This window comes from Thalassospira sp. ER-Se-21-Dark (assembly GCF_017922435.1).
Lineage (GTDB): Bacteria > Pseudomonadota > Alphaproteobacteria > Rhodospirillales > Thalassospiraceae > Thalassospira.
Genome location: NZ_VDEZ01000003.1, coordinates 52,912 through 68,108 on the forward strand (window position 1 = coordinate 52,912; position 15,197 = coordinate 68,108).

Below are 15,197 nucleotides of genomic sequence, written 5' to 3' on the forward strand. Positions count from 1 at the left end.
ATAATCCAAGGCAAGCCTAATCCAATGACCAAAGCCATTCCCATGCAGATCGACATTGTTTCGGACGTTGTCTGTCCGTGGTGCATCATCGGGTACAAGAACCTTGAAGATGCCATCAGCCGCCTGGACGGCGAAATTGACGTCACCCTGCGCTGGCATCCGTTCGAACTGAACCGCGATATGCCACCCGAAGGCCAGGACCTGTCGGAACATATCAGCGAAAAATACGGCCTGACCGCCGATCAAAGTGCCGATAACCGCGCCCGCATCACCATGATGGGCGAAAATGTCGGCTTCCCGATCCATTTCGGGTCAGATGCACGCATCTATAACACCTTTGACGCCCACCGCCTTTTGTACTGGGCGGGCAAGGAAGGCGAATACGGCCAGCAGACCGCGCTTAAACTCAACCTGTTTGCCGCCTACTTCCAGGGCGGTGACAACACCGCCGACCATGGTGTTTTGAAACGCGCGGTCGAGGAAGTTGGCCTTTCACCGGAACGCGCCGCCGAAATCCTTGCCAGCGACGAATTCGCCAAGGAAGTCCGCGCCGAGGAAGACGAATTTGGCGATGCCGGCATCAGTTCGGTACCAACCTATGTGGTCAATGGAAAATTCGCCATTTCCGGCGGCCACCCACCAGAAGTGTTCGAACAGGCCCTTTCGGAAATCGCGCGTCAGGGTGATGAAATCCTTGCCGAAGCACAAAACGACGCCTGATTAGGCCCAAGTGCAGACAGATGAACAAAGCCCGGTCCATTGGATCGGGCTTTTTCGTTGCCCTCGACAGAACTCAAATACCGATCTAGGCTGATCTTGCCACCACACAAGGAAACGCCCCATGATCAGCCTTGCCGAGTTTGGGCAATATCTGCCTGGAATATTGCTGTCTTATGCAGCCCTGCTTGTCGGCCTGATTAGCCCCGGCCCGGCCCTTTTGGGCTTGATGGGCGTGTCGCTTGATCAGGGCCGTCGTGCTGGTCAACATTTTGCCCTTGGCATTGGAACCGGATCGTTTTCGATCGGTCTTTTGACCCTGACTGGGCTGTCGGCTGTTCTTGCCACCTATGCCGATGCGATGACGGCCATCCGGATTTTTGGCGGGTTATATTTGCTGTGGATGTCCTATCGGGCGTTTCGCACGGCATTTCGCAAACCACCCACCACATCAGACATTGCCGACGCCATTGACGCCCGAAAGATATCCGGTCGCGGGTATTATTTTCGCGGATTGGGACTTCACCTGACCAATCCCAAGGCCATCCTGACCTGGATCGCCATCATTTCAATCGGCTTTCACGAAGGTGCCCCGCTTTGGGTCGGGGCGGCGATTGTGATTGGCTGTGGTCTGATTTCCACCAGCATTCATTTGCTGTATGCCACCGCCTTTTCCACCGCTCCGGCGATTTCTATTTATCGCCGCGCAGCCGGATGGATCAACGGGTTGCTTGGTGTGTTCTTTGCAGCCGTCGGGCTACGGTTGTTGTTCAACCGCTAAGCTGTCAGTGAAAGGCTATGCCTTGGGCGTCTTGTCTTCTGCAGCCTCGGCCTTTTCTGCTTCGGCTTCTTCTGCGGCGGCCTCGGCCTGCTCAGCCGCCCAAACCCCGGCGGTTTCAACCGCCATGGGGGATGCCGTCGGCAGAACGCTGACATAGCTTTCGGTTTCTTCAACCGGCAGGGCCTCACGGCGCGTCATGCGATAAAGCGCGTAAACCGCAATCACCGCAAACGTCCCGGCAAGCACCAGCCAGAACGACTGCGGGCCCAAATTTTCCATCGACCAACCGGCAATCAACGGGCCAAGAATTGCCCCCACCCCGAAGGTCAGAACCAGACCACCTGATGCCGCAGGCATTTCCTCAAGCGACAGGAAATCATTGGTGTAGGCCAGAAACAGCGCATAAAGCGGCGTGGTCATGCCGCCTGCGACAAAGGCTGCACACATCATAAAGACCAGTTGGTTACCTGATAGCCAGCCAAGCATACAGGCCGACATGGCAACTGCCGCCGCACCAAAAATCAGCTTGCGGCGATCCATGCGGTCCGACAACCAGCCAATCGGATACTGAAACACCAACGCACCGGCAAACAGCATCGCAACAAAGGTCGCGATCTGCACGGTCGTCATTTCAATCTGGGTGCCATAAACCGCCGCCATACCGGTCTGGGTGGCATACACACACCCCAAAAGGAAGATGCCCACGGTACTGAGCGGCGACCCCGCAAACAGTTCCCTAAGCCCCATCGGACGGGCCGCCTCGGTCACTGGCACGGACGAGGCCGACAGCAGGATCGGGGCAAAGGAAATCGAGACCAGAATGGACGCAACAATAAACAAGGCCGAGTTCGCGGCATCGCCAAGCGTCAAAAGCCCCTGTGCACCGATAATACCAAGCGTCTGGGCAATCATATAAGCCGACAGAACCTTGCCGCGGGTTTCGTTGGTCGAGGCATCATTAAGCCAGCTTTCCGCCGTCACATAGATCCCCGACATGCAAAAGCCCAAGATCACGCGCAACGCCGTCCATGCCCATGGCTCGGCAATCAGAGGAAAGGCAATCAACCCGGCCGAGGTAAAGCTGCCAAGTGCGGCAAAGACGCGCACATGGCCAACCCGCTTGATCATGCGCGGTGTAATGCGCGCGCCCGACAGGAAACCGGCAAAGTAACCCGATGTGACAATCGCCAGTTCGGCAGAGGAAAAACCCTCAATCCCGCCGCGCAAACCGATCAGGGTGAAATGCATGCCATTGCCCAGCATGATCAGGACAACTCCAATAAGAAGTGCCCAGACACTGGTTAAAACCTGGATCATGAATCGCCCTTTCGCACTTTGGGGATTACCGGACTGTCTGTGAGCTCAGCGCGCCTTGGTCTGATGTCGTGTTGGTTCAGACAAATGACAAGTCTCAGCAAAAAGTACGAAACCACTGATCACATTCAGTTTCCAGACTTTTTTCGGTATGAAGGGGATTTTTTGGCCTAAGCTGCCGGGTCTCTGATCTCGGCCTCGGTCAGGCGTTTAGTGGTGACCCCGTTTTTAAGATCAAGCCAGCCGCAAAAAACAGTCACCCAGACGGCGGCTAGCATCAAATACGCGACATACTGATCCATCACCCAAAGCGTGCCTGCCGATATCACGCACCACGCCAGGGGAACCGGCAACAAAACCCACCGCCAAGTGCCACGCGACAGCAGCACAAAACCCAACGTGCCAAGCGCTGTTGGATCGGCGGCACTGCCAAAAATTTCGGCTTGCACCAAGTCGCGCCCTTCAATCAGGCCAATAAACGGATAGACAATCAGCGCAAAGGCAACCAGAGACGCCCCGATATAACACGACAAATCCCCGCGCCAGCCAAAACGAAGCGGCAACGGACGCGCTGCAAAGATGGCAAACAAAACCACCTGCAGGGCAAAGGCCGGTAGCAGATAAGGCACCGCCCAATTGATCGGCTGATAATATTGCCAAAGGAAGCCATAGCCCGACCAGCCCCAGACAAGTGCCAACAACACCAGAATAACCCGGTTGCCGCGAAAACCGTGACGCACGGCAAGGCCCGATGCGATCAACCCGGCAATCAGCGCACTGGCAACCACCAGCCACCAGGTGGTGTTCATGGTTTCAAACAGCCGGTAATAGACACGCGGCGAAAACAGCAACAAATCCGCCAGTCCGTAATCCCACCATTCAGTCATGCTGTCTGCCCCCGATTGCCTTGATCACACCAGTACGCCAATGACAGCGGCGATCTGTTCGCGCATTTTATCATCGGGCAAAGGCCCGGTTGCGGCCGCCATGTTTTCAGCCGCATGCGCCGGTTTGGTGGTGGCCGGGATCGGACAGGTCACCGCCGGATGGGCTATCAGATATTTCAAAATCAACTGCGCCCAGCTTTTGGCTTCAAGTTCGGCGGCAAATTCCGGCAACGGTTGGCCTTCCAGACGCTCCGTCAGGCTGCCGCCACGAAACGGCCGGTTCACAATCACCGCAATGCCGCGATCATATGCCAGTGGCAGCAGGTAGTCCTCAACCTTGCGGTCTATCGGGTTATAGGTCACCTGCACGAAATCAAGCCGTTCGTTCTTCATCACCGCGATCAGGTCTTCGGTACGTCGCCCGTGCGAAGTCGTCACACCGACATGGCGCAACCGCCCCTCATCCTTCATCCGAAACAGAAGCGGTAGGTTTTCATTGATGCCCAACAGATTGTGGACCTGCAAAAGGTCAAACTGCTCGACCTTCCACCGATCTGATGTCTCGGCGATCTGTTCGGCACCATCGCCCGCGGTCCAGACCTTGTCGGTCGAAAACACCCGATCCCGCGCACCAAGCTTATCAAGCCCGTAGCCAATCACATCCTGGGCAGAACCATACATCGGCGAGCTGTCAATCATGCGGCCACCGGCATCAAAAAACGCCGACATCACATCCGCGCACTGATTGCGCAGCTCAATGTCTTGGCCGACATTGAACGTGATCCAGCTTCCAAGCCCGACAGCGGGGATTTCTTCGCCGGTTGACGGGATTTGCTTTTGCAATACTTCCGATGCGCGCGCATCGGAGCTTCCCTGCGCCCACGCCGGGACACCCGACGCCAAAAGGCCAAGCGCGCCTAATGAGGCAGAAGCCTTCAGAAACCCTCGGCGGTCAAATTCAGACATGGCTTAGAGCACCTTTTCGTTGCTTCGGACCAATCTTCAAACATGATCCATCAAGATTTGGGCAGAATTCTGCCCTGCCGCAACCTTAGGTACTTTCAAGCCTTTCTCGCCAAATCACACGGCTTCGCAAAATACTGCTTGACCTAGAGTGCGCTCCAGCTCTTAGCCTGATGCAGCATTGAATAACTTCAACACAAAGGTGCCCGTCATGATGATTGGCGAAGTGGCAGAAAAAAGCGGTTTTTCCATCGACACCCTTCGATATTACGAAAAGATCGGCCTTCTACCAAATGCAGACCGCGACCCCGGCGGACGTAGGTTCTATGACCGCGATGTTTTGCGCTGGCTCGACTTTCTTGGTCGGCTCAGGGATCTCGGGATGCCAATTCGCGACCGGGTGCTATATGCCCGGCTGCGCGCCGAGGGTGACAGTACGATCGAAGCCCGAAGGTCCTTGCTTCAAACCTATCGCGACGATCTTGCAACCCGTATTGCAAGTCTGACCGAAACGCTTGATGTCCTGGATGCCAAAATTGCCAATTATGACACGACGGGTGCGCCATTAAAGGACCCTAAAAAATGACCGAAACCAAATCCGCCCTGGAAGCTGGTCGCAAAATCGTGGCCATTCTGAACCCGGAACTTGAAGGCCAACTGTCAGAAAAATACGACGGTCTGGTATCTGACTTTGCAGAAACACTGGTTGAATGGGGCTATGGGCGTCATTATGCACGCCCGGGACTTGATCTTAAAACCCGGCAGCTTTGCACGATTTCGGCCCTAACCGTGCTCGGTGGTCAAACCTCCCCGCAACTCAAGATAAATATTCGCCACACCCTGGCCGCAGGAGCCACCCGCACGGAAGTTGTTGAGGCCATCTGGCAAATGGCCGTTTATGGCGGCCTTCCAGCCGCAATCAACGGCCTGAATGCGGCACAAGAGCTGTTTGATGAAATGGATCAGGCCGCCTGATTATCCGACTATCAACGAAAAAGGCCGCAGCGATACCTGCGGCCTTTTATCATTTTCGTGGCAGCTGGGCGTTAAACGCGCTTCCAGCTGGTCCCATCCTTGAAGTCTTCAAGGATGATGCCGCGTGCAAGAAGGTCATCACGGATTTTGTCCGCCGTTGCGAAATCCTTGTTCTTCTTGGCATCCGCACGCTGGGCAATAAGCCCGTCGATTTCAGCCGCCTCGTCTTCATCGGCTGATCCGGTGAACCAGTCTTCGGGATCCGCTTCAAGAATGCCCAAAAGCTTGGCCGCAGCAAGGATTTCACCCTTGGCTTCAGCACGTTCGAACTTCTTTTCCGCCTTGTTGAACTTGGTCACAAGGTTGTGGAATTCCGAAATCGCAAGCGGCGTATTAAGGTCATCACACAGCGCATCAAGCACCGCACGCGGCACCGGCATATTTTCCGGCGTGACATCGGCACTCTGTCGAAGCGCGGTATAGAACCGATCAAGCGCCTCTTTGGCCTGACGCAGGTTTTCTTCGGTCCAGTTGATCGGCTGATGATAATGGGTTCCCATCATCGCCAGACGGATCGCCTCACCCGGCCATTTTTCAAGCAGCTCATGCACGGTGACGAAGTTGCCCAATGACTTGGACATCTTTTCGCCTTCGACCATCAGATGGCCGTTATGCATCCAGTATTTGGCGTAGCTGGAACCCTTATTGGCGCAGCAGCTTTGCGCCAGTTCGTTTTCATGGTGCGGGAACACCAGATCCGAACCACCGCCGTGGATGTCAAAGTTTTCACCGAGATACCGCGTCGACATGGCAGAGCATTCAATATGCCAACCCGGACGCCCACGGCCCCACGGGCTATCCCATCCCGGAATGTCATCACTCGACGGTTTCCACAAAACGAAGTCCGCCGGGTCTTTTTTGTACGGCGCCACTTCAACACGCGCACCGGCAATCATTTCCTTGCGGTCACGGCGCGACAGCTTGCCATAATCATCAAACGCCTCGACCGAGAACAGCACATGGCCCTCGGCGGCATAGGCAAAGCCCTGTTCGATCAGGCTTTGGCACATGGCGATCATTTCAGCGATATGTTCGGTCGCGCGCGGTTCGATATCAGGCTTGGCGGCATTAAGTGCGCCCATATCTTCCAGATAGGCCTGATGGGTGCGTTTGGTGATTTCGGAAATCGGCTCGCCGCTTTCCTTGGCACGTGCGTTGATCTTGTCATCAACGTCCGTGACATTCCGCACATAGGTTACCTTGGGATAGATATGGCGCAGCACGCGCACCAGCGTATCAAACACCACCACCGGGCGGGCATTGCCGACATGGGCATAGTCATAGACTGTCGGGCCGCAGACATAGAGGCGCACGTGATCAGGATCAATCGGCTTAAACACCTGCTTTTCGCGGGTGAGCGTATCAAAGATGCGAAGGGTTTTGGTCATTTCAAACGTCCGTTTGGCTGTGTTATCGGGTCAAATGCGTGCATTTTCCGGCGATCAAAGCAGATGCTTAGACCGCCTTCCCACACAACCGGTCACGCGCCTTTTCAGACCCGATCAGAACCAGCATCGTCGACATTTCCGGACCATGTTCACGCGCGGTCAACGCCTTGCGCAGCGGCATGAAAAGCTGCTTACCCTTGCGGCCGGTTTCTTCCTTAAGTGCTGTGGTCCAGGTTTTCCAGCTGGTGCCATCAAGTTCACCTTCCGGCAGCATATCGGCGGCCTTTTTCAGGAACTCGGCATCCTCGGCATCGATTTCCGGAATGACGTTTTTGTGGATCACATCCCACCATTCCAGTGCCTCTGCCACGCGCCAGCAATTGCCGCGCACCGCATTCCAGAACATCTCATCAGCATCTGCCATGCCAGCGGCCTCAAGCTTTGGCTTGGCGGCCTCAAACGACATTTCGTGAATGACTTTTTCATTGAGGCTTGCCAGTTCGGCCGGATCGAATTTCGGCGTGGAACGGCCGTAATGATCAAGATCGAACTTCTCAAGCACTTGGGAAAGGTTCGCCGGCTCAATCTTGTCCGACGCCCCAAGACCGGTCAGAAGACCAACAAGCGCCTCGACCTCAAACCCGTCATTGCGCAATTCACGCAGTGAAAGACTACCTAGACGTTTCGAAAGCTGCGAGCCACCCGGCCCCGCCAAAAGCGGCATATGGGCAAATTCAAGCGCACCCGGCTTTCCGCCAAGCGCCAAATACAGCAGAATCTGCGACACGGTGTTGGTCACATGGTCCTCGCCGCGGATGATGTGGGTAACACCCATTTCAAGGTCATCCACCACCGAGCCCAGCATATAAAGCAACGATCCGTCTTCGCGGATCAGAACCGGGTCAGACACATGTTCGGTATCAAACGAGCAAATCCCGCGTGTCAGGTCATCCCATTCGACCATGCCGTCGGTCAGAAGGAAACGCCAATGCGGCTTGCGACCTTCGGCCTCAAGGGCGGCAATTTCTTCATCAGACAGCGTCAATGCCTTGCGGTCATAGATGAAGGGCTGGTGACGCTGGCGGGCGGCCTTGCGTTTCCAGTTGAGCTCACCTTCAGTTTCGTAGCACGGATAAAGCAATTCACGCTTTTTCAGGTCATCAATCGCCGCGTCATATTTATCCTGACGCAGGCTTTGACGTTCTTCCTGATCCCAGTCGATGCCAAGCCAGGCAAGGTCTTCACGGATCGCATCGACATATTCGTCTTTAGAGCGTACCGGGTCGGTATCGTCAAAGCGCAGGATGAATTTCCCGCCTGATTTACGGGCATAAAGCCAGTTCATCAGCGCCACACGGGCGTTACCGACGTGAAGAAGCCCGGTCGGGCTGGGGGCAAATCGCAGAACAGGTTTTGTCATTTCAAACTTTTCAATCACGTAACAAGGTTCGTGAAACCATTGGTAATCGGATAGCGACGGTCACGGCCAAAGGCACGCGGGGTGATCTTGACCCCCGGGGGTGCCTGACGGCGTTTATATTCCGCCCGATCCAGCAACCGCCAGACCCGGCGTACTGTTGCCTCATCGTGACCGCTATCCACGATATCGCGAACAGACCGCTCACCTTCAATCATCTGATGCAGGATATCATCCAAAACATCATAAGGCGGCAGACTATCTTCGTCTTTCTGATGCGGGCGAAGCTCGGCCGATGGCGGCTTGGTGATAATCCGTTCCGGGATCACCATGCCATCCGGGCCAACAGCCCCGACCGGTTTATGTTCATTGCGCCAGTGGCACAGATTAAACACGGTCGTTTTATAAAGGTCTTTCAGAACCGAATAGCCACCACACATGTCGCCATAAAGCGTGGCATAACCAACCGACATTTCCGACTTGTTGCCGGTGGTCAGGACCATGTGGCCAAACTTGTTTGAAAGCCCCATCAGGATAATCCCGCGCGAACGGGCCTGAATGTTTTCTTCGGTAATGTCGGCATCGCGGCCTTCGAATGCGGGGGCGAGCATCTGTTCGAACGCAGCCATGGCCGGACCGATATTGATGCTCTCGATCCTGGTCTTGAGCATGCCTGCGCAAAGCTCCGCATCCTCAAGGCTCTCGGCCGAGGTATAAGGCGATGGCATCATCACCAGACGCACACGATCCGAGCCCAGCGCATCCACCGCAACCGCCGCCGAAAGCGCACTATCGATCCCGCCCGACATGCCGATCACAACACCGGGGAAACCGTTTTTATTTACGTAATCGCGCAGGCCCAGAACCAGCGCCTGATAGATCGCATCAAGCCCGGTGGGATAGCCAACCTTCGGTGCGTCATCCGTGCAACGCCATTTACCGCTTTCATCCTGTTGCCAGGTGGTCAGCACCACATCCTCGGCAAAGGCAGGCAGGGCCACGGCAAGCGATCCATCACCGTTCAGGCCAAATGATCCGCCGTCAAACACCAGTTCATCCTGACCGCCGACTTCGTTACAATAAATCATCGGCTTGCCGCTTTCGCGCACCCGATCCTCGATCAGCTTGCGGCGCAAATCATCCTTGTCGGCTTCAAACGGTGATCCGTTCGGCACAAGGAAGATTTCTGCCCCCGCATCCGCCAGATGGGCAACAACGTTCGGCGTCCAGACATCTTCACAGATCGGCACACCCAGCTTCACACCCTTGAATGAAATCGGGGTCGGCATCGGGCCTGCGGCAAAGACGCGCTTTTCATCAAACACACCATAATTGGGCAAATCATTCTTGGCGCGCACATCAACGATCTTGCCCTGATCAATCACCAACACCGCATTATGACGCGTGCCATCGACTTCCCATGGCGTGGTCAACAGCAAGGCCGGACCATCTTTGCGTTTGGCCGTGTGTTCGCAGATGAATTCGACCGCGTCATGCAGATGGCGCATGAAGGCCGGCTTCATTACCAGATCTTCGGGCGGATAGCCCGACAGCACCAGTTCAGAATACAGAACCACGTCCGCAGCCTGATCGGCCGCAGTTTCCCAGGCAGCCACAACCTTGTCCCGGTTCCCGGTGACATCACCGACAATCGGGTTGAGTTGGGCAATCGCAATGGCAAGCTTCTTTGTCATGATGTTGGAATAGGATCGCCCCTGCGCGCTGTCAATTGCGGAATGCGCAATATCCCATGTTTCAGACAAGATCACCATTCTTGCATGGCAGAAATGCAAATCTTTGAAACCGGCAAGCACGTTGGTTTTGAGCGTGAATTTATTCTTATCAAAGACTTAGCGTGTTGATAATGACTTGCAAAACCGGCCTCGTCCCGATCTATTGCACGCGACCGTGAAAACACGGCAATAAACACAAATTAAAATACGAGCAAACAACATGACCCACAGCCCCAATGCGGCCGCCGAGATGGCAGCGGTAACCATTTCCCATATTCCAGGCCGCGAAATCACTGAAAACCTTGGCATTGTCTTTGGCAGTTCCGTGCGCAGCCGCAACTTCCTTTTTGATATTTTTGCGATGCTGAAAAACCTGTTCGGGGGTGAAGTACGTTCGTATACCCGCCTTTTGGAAGACGCCCAGCAGGAAGCCACCAGCCGCCTGATTGCCCAAGCCAAAAAGTTGGATGCCGACGCCGTTGTGGATGTGCATTTCGCAACGTCACAGGTGGCCTACAAGGCGGCTGAGATTTTCGCATACGGCACAGCCGTACGACTGAAATAACAGGGCGGGCACAATACCATGGAAGATCTGTTTCTTCCGGGAATTGCCCTGACCATCCTGATCGGAATCGCTTATATAACCGGCCGCTTGGCCGATGGGGCACATGAACGCGCGCTCAGACGCGACGAAGCATTACTGCCCCATCAATATCTTGATTCCGGGGATGCAGTTCCCGATGACATCACGTTGCATGACAGCAAACTGGTGACCGGCAAGGTCGTCATTGCCGAAGACCGTTTTCGCAATCTTCTGGCCCGCCTGCGCATTTTCGTCGGCGGTCGACTGGCTGCACACGAAGCCACCGTCACCAGGGCCAAGCGAGAGGCGATCTTGCGGCTTCGCACCAATGCCAAGGGTGCAAGTCACATTATCGGTTTACGCTTTGATTCTGCCGAACTTGGACGTGGCATGATCGAGGTGATCGTTTCCGGTACCGCCCTTTATACCGATCATCGCCCGACGGGCGGGCGTCCATCTGCCCTTCCCGATGACGGGGTGAATATTTCGCACCGCAATCTTTTGGCCGAATTTGCGTCGGGCAGTATCGCGTTCCTTCTGATTTGCTGGGGGATTTATACGGCAAGCGGCATGGCAGTTGAGTGGGCGGCAAACAGCATTTCGGTTCAGGAAGAAGTTGCCATCTGGTCGGAGCTTGAACCCGGACTGATCGCAGAACATCGCGAAGATTATGAACGCAGCCTGCCGGAACGCTATCTTCTTGATCTGGTCAATTCCATCCCCAAGGAGGCCATTGGCCCGGCAAAGGATTATGACTTTGACGTTCTGATAATCCCCGATGACAGTCCCAATGCCGCGGCATTGCCCGGTGGCCTGATGCTTGTTCATACCGGGATGCTTGAACTGGTCGATACCGAGAACGAGTTGCTGTCGATCCTTGGTCATGAAATCGGTCATTACAACGGACGCGATCACCTTGAAGGCATTGGCCGTGAAGTCGTTGGTGTCGCACTTTCGGCCATGATGTTTCAGACCGATGCGGTTCTGACCACCTGGGCGGCAAGCTGGCCGAAACTTCTGGCTGATCGGGACTATTCCCGAAGTCAGGAACTCGATGCCGATGACTGGAGCCTGCGCATCCTGATGGCCAAATACGGCCATGTCGCAGAGGCATCCACCACCTTTGCAAAGCTGGGACAGCTTCAAGGCGACCGCAGTTTGCTGGATTATCTTTCAACCCATCCGCACCCGCGTGATCGGGTGGAACGACTTGAGGATATGGCACGCGAACAGGGTCTTCCCATCGGGGAACCGGTTGATCTTCAAATCGCATTTGAGAATTTTCTTATGCGGACCGGTGAAATCCCGGCAAGCGCGCTTGAAGACCGCCACCAATTCAACCTTACCAATACAGGACACTAGCCCATGCGCGGACTTTTCGCCCCGTTTCGCTTTCTAAGCGTAAGTGGCCAGCCCAATACCGAGTTCTGGCTTACCCAGTGCATCATTCTGGCATCAACCGTTCTGGGTGTGTATCTGGCAAGCTTTGCCGGTTTTGAAATTGCCGTTGATTTCGACCGTTATCAAAGCACGTCTGATGTCTATAACCTCGAACGATCGCTTGAGGCGGAGTTTGTCGATAACATCGAAAAGGTCGAAACCTGGATTGCCGACTATCCGGAAGGCCCGATGACATGGCATTCGGCAGATCTCGCCCCGCGCGAACGCCACAAGCTTGACGATATGGTTTGGGAAACCATGCGCTATTCCCAGCGCACCTTTGAAGTCGATCCGGCAATTATCACCGGTGTACGTCGGTTTTATTCCGATATCGAAGCCAAGATGACGATCATGTTCATGCAGCAAAATGCCAACGGCATGGCAAAACATGCGCTTAAAAACATGCAGGAAATTGTCGCTACCGCCCGTGCCGATGTCTTGCCGCTGTTGCAGTCCGAAATTCAACGTCTTGATGGTGAACTCGCCAAAATGACGGACTGATCACGCCTAGCTTGTCGACCAGACAAAAACAAAACCGGGGCTGTTCGCAGTCCCGGTTTTTTGTGTCCGCATACATGAAAACGTCGGCAAGGATTACAGTGCCAGGGCCGCGTCGATCTCGTCCTGGCTCATGGTTTTGGCTGAACCGTGGATAATGCCACTGGCGACATCCATGAATTTCTGAAGCGAGGTTGTTACTGCACTGGCCGTCACACGCAGCAGATCTTCATCACCCGTCTCGATGATGGTTTCAAGCTGCGAAACCGCGTGGGCAACGATTGTATTGAGGTGCTCGATGGTTTCCTCGAACGGGCGACGGAATTTCGGCGGGACATGTTCATAGGCCTCAATCGCCAGCTCCTTGTCGGAAAAGGCACTGTCGCGGAAATGCTCCTGATAGCTTTTCGGCGCCCATTCCTTGCAGTCCTCGATCATGTCAGGCATGTCAGGCACCATTTCGAGCAGCATGACGATCTCGTTGAAATGGTTCAGATAGTCGGTCGCCAAAAGCGTGGTCGAGGAAATGTTGGTTCCCTCCACCTTCTTTTGCCATGCGCTGAATTCAGCGTCGTCCATCATACCCGTTGCGACCCCTCACCCTTAATCGTCTGTCAGGAACACCCTGCAATTACCCATACTTAAGAATATTTACTGGTCATTGGTAGATGTTTTTTATGAATTCATGCCGATTGCGCAACAAAATTTTCTGAAATCTAATTTAGGAAACGCATTCTGCGAACATTCCGGGCAAATAACCGGATAAATAAAAGGTGCCCGACAGATCGCCGGGCACCTTTGTCATCAAGATATATCGCGCAAGATCAAATCAAGCAGAAGCAGCCATCTGTTCTGCGCGCACGCTGTCGCGTTCTTTTTTGATCATTTCCGCCATCAGGAAGGCAAGCTCAAGCGCCTGTCCGCCATTGAGGCGCGGGTCACAATGAGTGTGGTAACGATCCGAAAGCGCATCCTCAGTCACTTCGCGTGCACCACCGATGCATTCGGTCACATCCGTACCGGTCATCTCGAAATGAACGCCACCGGCATGGGTGCCTTCGGCCTTGTGCACGTCAAAGAAGTTTTTGACTTCCGACAGGATCGCGTCAAACGGACGGGTTTTATAGCCGCTTGATGCCTTGATCGTGTTGCCATGCATCGGATCGCAGGACCACACAACCTTGCGGCCTTCGGCCTTCACACGTTTGACCAGACGCGGCAGGTTATCAAACACATTGTCCGCCCCCATACGTGCGATCAGGGTCAGACGACCGGCTTCGTTCTGCGGGTTAAGGATATCGATCAGACGGATCAGGTCATCCTCATCCATGGTCGGTCCGCATTTCATGCCGATCGGGTTTTTCACCCCGCGCAGGAACTCAACATGGGCATGATCGGCCTGACGGGTACGGTCCCCGATCCACAGCATGTGGGCCGAACAATCATACCATTCGCCGGTCAGGCTGTCCTGACGGGTCAGTGCCTGCTCATACCCCAGCAGAAGTGCCTCGTGCGAGGTATAGAAATCGGTTTCACGCAGCTGCGGCGCGCTTTCAGCCGTGATGCCGCATGCTTCCATGAAGGCAACGGCTTCATCGATCTGCGTGGTCATCTTGCTGTAACGCTCCCCGGCCGGGCTGCCATCAACAAATGACAGGTTCCAGCGATGGATTTTGGTCAGATCGGCAAAACCGCCCTGCGCAAAGGCACGCAAAAGGTTCAGCGTCGCTGCTGACTGGTTATAGGCACGAATCTGGCGCTGCGGGTCCGGAATACGGGCTTCTTCGGTGAACTCGATGCCGTTGACCACATCACCGCGATAGCTTGGCAGTTCGACGCCATTGATGGTTTCGGTGTCAGATGAGCGCGGCTTGGCAAACTGGCCAGCCATACGGCCAACCTTGACCACCGGGCATGCCGCGCCATAGGTCAGAACCACCGCCATCTGCAGCATCACCTTGAAGGTGTCGCGAATGTTGTTCGGGTGAAATTCCTTAAAGCTTTCGGCACAGTCGCCACCTTGCAGCAGGAAGGCATTGCCTTCTGCGACGTCACCAAGCTTTTCTTTAAGCGCGCGCGCCTCGCCAGCAAACACCAAAGGAGGATAGCTGCCGAGCTCTTGCTCTACGGCCTTAACGGCCTGTGCATCAGGATAAGTCGGCACCTGCTTGATCGGCAGGTTACGCCAGCTTTCAATGCTCCAGCTCTTGCTCATTTGCTTCCTCTCAATCCGGCATGTTCATCATCATGCCGCCATTATAACACAAATCCAGTTGTCCGGCGGTTTTCCGCCTTGGCATCCGGTCATGCAACCGGGCCAAACTTGATACGGGTTTTGCCAGCGCATTTCCACCCCTTCTCGACATATGGACAATAAAATCTCGCAATTTTTTGCCAACCGACCCAAAAACCACGCAAAATTCCACCCATAACCGTGAATT

General features: G+C 54.9%; 15 protein-coding genes. 7 read left to right on the forward strand and 8 right to left on the reverse strand.

Annotated elements, in window-relative coordinates; all coding sequences use genetic code 11:
• Nucleotides 1–24: 24 nt before the first annotated feature.
• Together FHI25_RS12940 and FHI25_RS12945 are read left to right on the forward strand one after the other, a co-directional pair.
• A complete protein-coding gene (locus FHI25_RS12940) occupies nt 25–720 on the forward strand; it encodes a DsbA family oxidoreductase (protein WP_064782103.1) in 696 nt (231 codons plus the stop codon).
• Nucleotides 721–841: 121 nt separating this feature from the next.
• Nucleotides 842–1,498 carry a LysE family translocator gene (locus FHI25_RS12945; RefSeq protein ID WP_210518395.1) on the forward strand — a complete coding sequence of 219 codons (657 nt, stop codon included), beginning with the start codon at nt 842–844 and terminating at the stop codon, nt 1,496–1,498.
• Between the two features lie 15 nt (nt 1,499–1,513).
• Here the strand turns inward: FHI25_RS12945 and FHI25_RS12950 are convergent, their stop codons facing one another.
• From FHI25_RS12950 to FHI25_RS12960, 3 genes are all read right to left on the reverse strand, one after another.
• Nucleotides 1,514–2,815 carry an MFS transporter gene (locus FHI25_RS12950; RefSeq protein ID WP_210518397.1) on the reverse strand — a complete coding sequence of 434 codons (1,302 nt, stop codon included), beginning with the start codon at nt 2,813–2,815 and terminating at the stop codon, nt 1,514–1,516.
• Between the two features lie 167 nt (nt 2,816–2,982).
• On the reverse strand, nt 2,983–3,699 hold the full coding sequence (locus FHI25_RS12955) for a hypothetical protein (protein ID WP_210518399.1): 717 nt from the start codon (nt 3,697–3,699) through the stop codon (nt 2,983–2,985).
• A gap of 24 nt (nt 3,700–3,723) precedes the next feature.
• Nucleotides 3,724–4,665 (reverse strand): aldo/keto reductase, encoded by a 942-nt coding sequence (locus FHI25_RS12960; protein WP_210518402.1) that lies wholly within the window; start codon nt 4,663–4,665, stop codon nt 3,724–3,726.
• Nucleotides 4,666–4,873: 208 nt separating this feature from the next.
• On the opposite strand from FHI25_RS12960, the gene FHI25_RS12965 reads away from it, so the two are divergent.
• Together FHI25_RS12965 and FHI25_RS12970 are read left to right on the forward strand one after the other, a co-directional pair.
• Nucleotides 4,874–5,248 (forward strand): MerR family transcriptional regulator, encoded by a 375-nt coding sequence (locus FHI25_RS12965; protein ID WP_210518405.1) that lies wholly within the window; start codon nt 4,874–4,876, stop codon nt 5,246–5,248.
• The gene (locus FHI25_RS12970; RefSeq protein ID WP_210518415.1) at nt 5,245–5,637 is read left to right on the forward strand and encodes a carboxymuconolactone decarboxylase family protein; all 393 of its coding nucleotides are present in this window, start codon (nt 5,245–5,247) and stop codon (nt 5,635–5,637) included. The genes FHI25_RS12965 and FHI25_RS12970 overlap by 4 nt, the downstream gene beginning before the upstream one ends.
• Before the next feature lie 71 nt (nt 5,638–5,708).
• Here the strand turns inward: FHI25_RS12970 and cysS are convergent, their stop codons facing one another.
• The 3 genes from cysS to FHI25_RS12985 form a co-directional block, all read right to left on the reverse strand.
• Nucleotides 5,709–7,085 (reverse strand): cysteine--tRNA ligase, encoded by a 1,377-nt coding sequence (gene cysS / locus FHI25_RS12975; RefSeq protein WP_210518418.1) that lies wholly within the window; start codon nt 7,083–7,085, stop codon nt 5,709–5,711.
• A 67-nt stretch (nt 7,086–7,152) separates the two neighbouring features.
• Nucleotides 7,153–8,505 (reverse strand): glutamate--tRNA ligase, encoded by a 1,353-nt coding sequence (gene gltX, locus FHI25_RS12980; RefSeq protein ID WP_210518420.1) that lies wholly within the window; start codon nt 8,503–8,505, stop codon nt 7,153–7,155.
• A 14-nt stretch (nt 8,506–8,519) separates the two neighbouring features.
• Complete coding sequence (locus tag FHI25_RS12985; protein ID WP_210519161.1) at nt 8,520–10,196, reverse strand: NAD+ synthase; 1,677 nt, start codon at nt 10,194–10,196, stop codon at nt 8,520–8,522.
• Nucleotides 10,197–10,455: 259 nt separating this feature from the next.
• Between FHI25_RS12985 and FHI25_RS12990 the strand changes: the two genes are divergently transcribed.
• From FHI25_RS12990 to FHI25_RS13000, 3 genes are read left to right on the forward strand one after another with little or no spacing between them, the layout of a single operon-like run.
• Complete coding sequence (locus FHI25_RS12990; protein ID WP_210518422.1) at nt 10,456–10,800, forward strand: YbjQ family protein; 345 nt, start codon at nt 10,456–10,458, stop codon at nt 10,798–10,800.
• An 18-nt stretch (nt 10,801–10,818) separates the two neighbouring features.
• On the forward strand, nt 10,819–12,180 hold the full coding sequence (locus FHI25_RS12995; RefSeq protein WP_210518432.1) for a M48 family metallopeptidase: 1,362 nt from the start codon (nt 10,819–10,821) through the stop codon (nt 12,178–12,180).
• 3 nt (nt 12,181–12,183) lie between these two features.
• Nucleotides 12,184–12,759 (forward strand): hypothetical protein, encoded by a 576-nt coding sequence (locus FHI25_RS13000; protein ID WP_210518434.1) that lies wholly within the window; start codon nt 12,184–12,186, stop codon nt 12,757–12,759.
• A gap of 93 nt (nt 12,760–12,852) precedes the next feature.
• Here the strand turns inward: FHI25_RS13000 and FHI25_RS13005 are convergent, their stop codons facing one another.
• Both FHI25_RS13005 and FHI25_RS13010 read right to left on the reverse strand, forming a co-directional pair.
• Nucleotides 12,853–13,338, reverse strand: a complete 486-nt coding sequence (locus FHI25_RS13005) for a hypothetical protein (RefSeq protein ID WP_210518436.1) — start codon at nt 13,336–13,338, stop codon at nt 12,853–12,855.
• Between the two features lie 247 nt (nt 13,339–13,585).
• Complete coding sequence (locus tag FHI25_RS13010; RefSeq protein ID WP_064782115.1) at nt 13,586–14,971, reverse strand: 3-deoxy-7-phosphoheptulonate synthase class II; 1,386 nt, start codon at nt 14,969–14,971, stop codon at nt 13,586–13,588.
• Between the last annotated feature and the right edge of the window lie 226 nt (nt 14,972–15,197).

What these genes read in the sequence shown, in the direction of transcription:
- FHI25_RS12940 (WP_064782103.1), top strand. Translation starts at nt 25, where the DNA reads ATGACCAAAGCCATTCCCATGCAGATCGACATTGTTTCGGACGTTGTC.
- FHI25_RS12945 (WP_210518395.1), top strand. Translation starts at nt 842, where the DNA reads ATGATCAGCCTTGCCGAGTTTGGGCAATATCTGCCTGGAATATTGCTG.
- FHI25_RS12950 (WP_210518397.1), bottom strand. Translation starts at nt 2,815, where the DNA reads ATGATCCAGGTTTTAACCAGTGTCTGGGCACTTCTTATTGGAGTTGTC.
- FHI25_RS12955 (WP_210518399.1), bottom strand. Translation starts at nt 3,699, where the DNA reads ATGACTGAATGGTGGGATTACGGACTGGCGGATTTGTTGCTGTTTTCG.
- FHI25_RS12960 (WP_210518402.1), bottom strand. Translation starts at nt 4,665, where the DNA reads ATGTCTGAATTTGACCGCCGAGGGTTTCTGAAGGCTTCTGCCTCATTA.
- FHI25_RS12965 (WP_210518405.1), top strand. Translation starts at nt 4,874, where the DNA reads ATGATGATTGGCGAAGTGGCAGAAAAAAGCGGTTTTTCCATCGACACC.
- FHI25_RS12970 (WP_210518415.1), top strand. Translation starts at nt 5,245, where the DNA reads ATGACCGAAACCAAATCCGCCCTGGAAGCTGGTCGCAAAATCGTGGCC.
- cysS (WP_210518418.1), bottom strand. Translation starts at nt 7,085, where the DNA reads ATGACCAAAACCCTTCGCATCTTTGATACGCTCACCCGCGAAAAGCAG.
- gltX (WP_210518420.1), bottom strand. Translation starts at nt 8,505, where the DNA reads ATGACAAAACCTGTTCTGCGATTTGCCCCCAGCCCGACCGGGCTTCTT.
- FHI25_RS12985 (WP_210519161.1), bottom strand. Translation starts at nt 10,196, where the DNA reads ATGACAAAGAAGCTTGCCATTGCGATTGCCCAACTCAACCCGATTGTC.
- FHI25_RS12990 (WP_210518422.1), top strand. Translation starts at nt 10,456, where the DNA reads ATGACCCACAGCCCCAATGCGGCCGCCGAGATGGCAGCGGTAACCATT.
- FHI25_RS12995 (WP_210518432.1), top strand. Translation starts at nt 10,819, where the DNA reads ATGGAAGATCTGTTTCTTCCGGGAATTGCCCTGACCATCCTGATCGGA.
- FHI25_RS13000 (WP_210518434.1), top strand. Translation starts at nt 12,184, where the DNA reads ATGCGCGGACTTTTCGCCCCGTTTCGCTTTCTAAGCGTAAGTGGCCAG.
- FHI25_RS13005 (WP_210518436.1), bottom strand. Translation starts at nt 13,338, where the DNA reads ATGATGGACGACGCTGAATTCAGCGCATGGCAAAAGAAGGTGGAGGGA.
- FHI25_RS13010 (WP_064782115.1), bottom strand. Translation starts at nt 14,971, where the DNA reads ATGAGCAAGAGCTGGAGCATTGAAAGCTGGCGTAACCTGCCGATCAAG.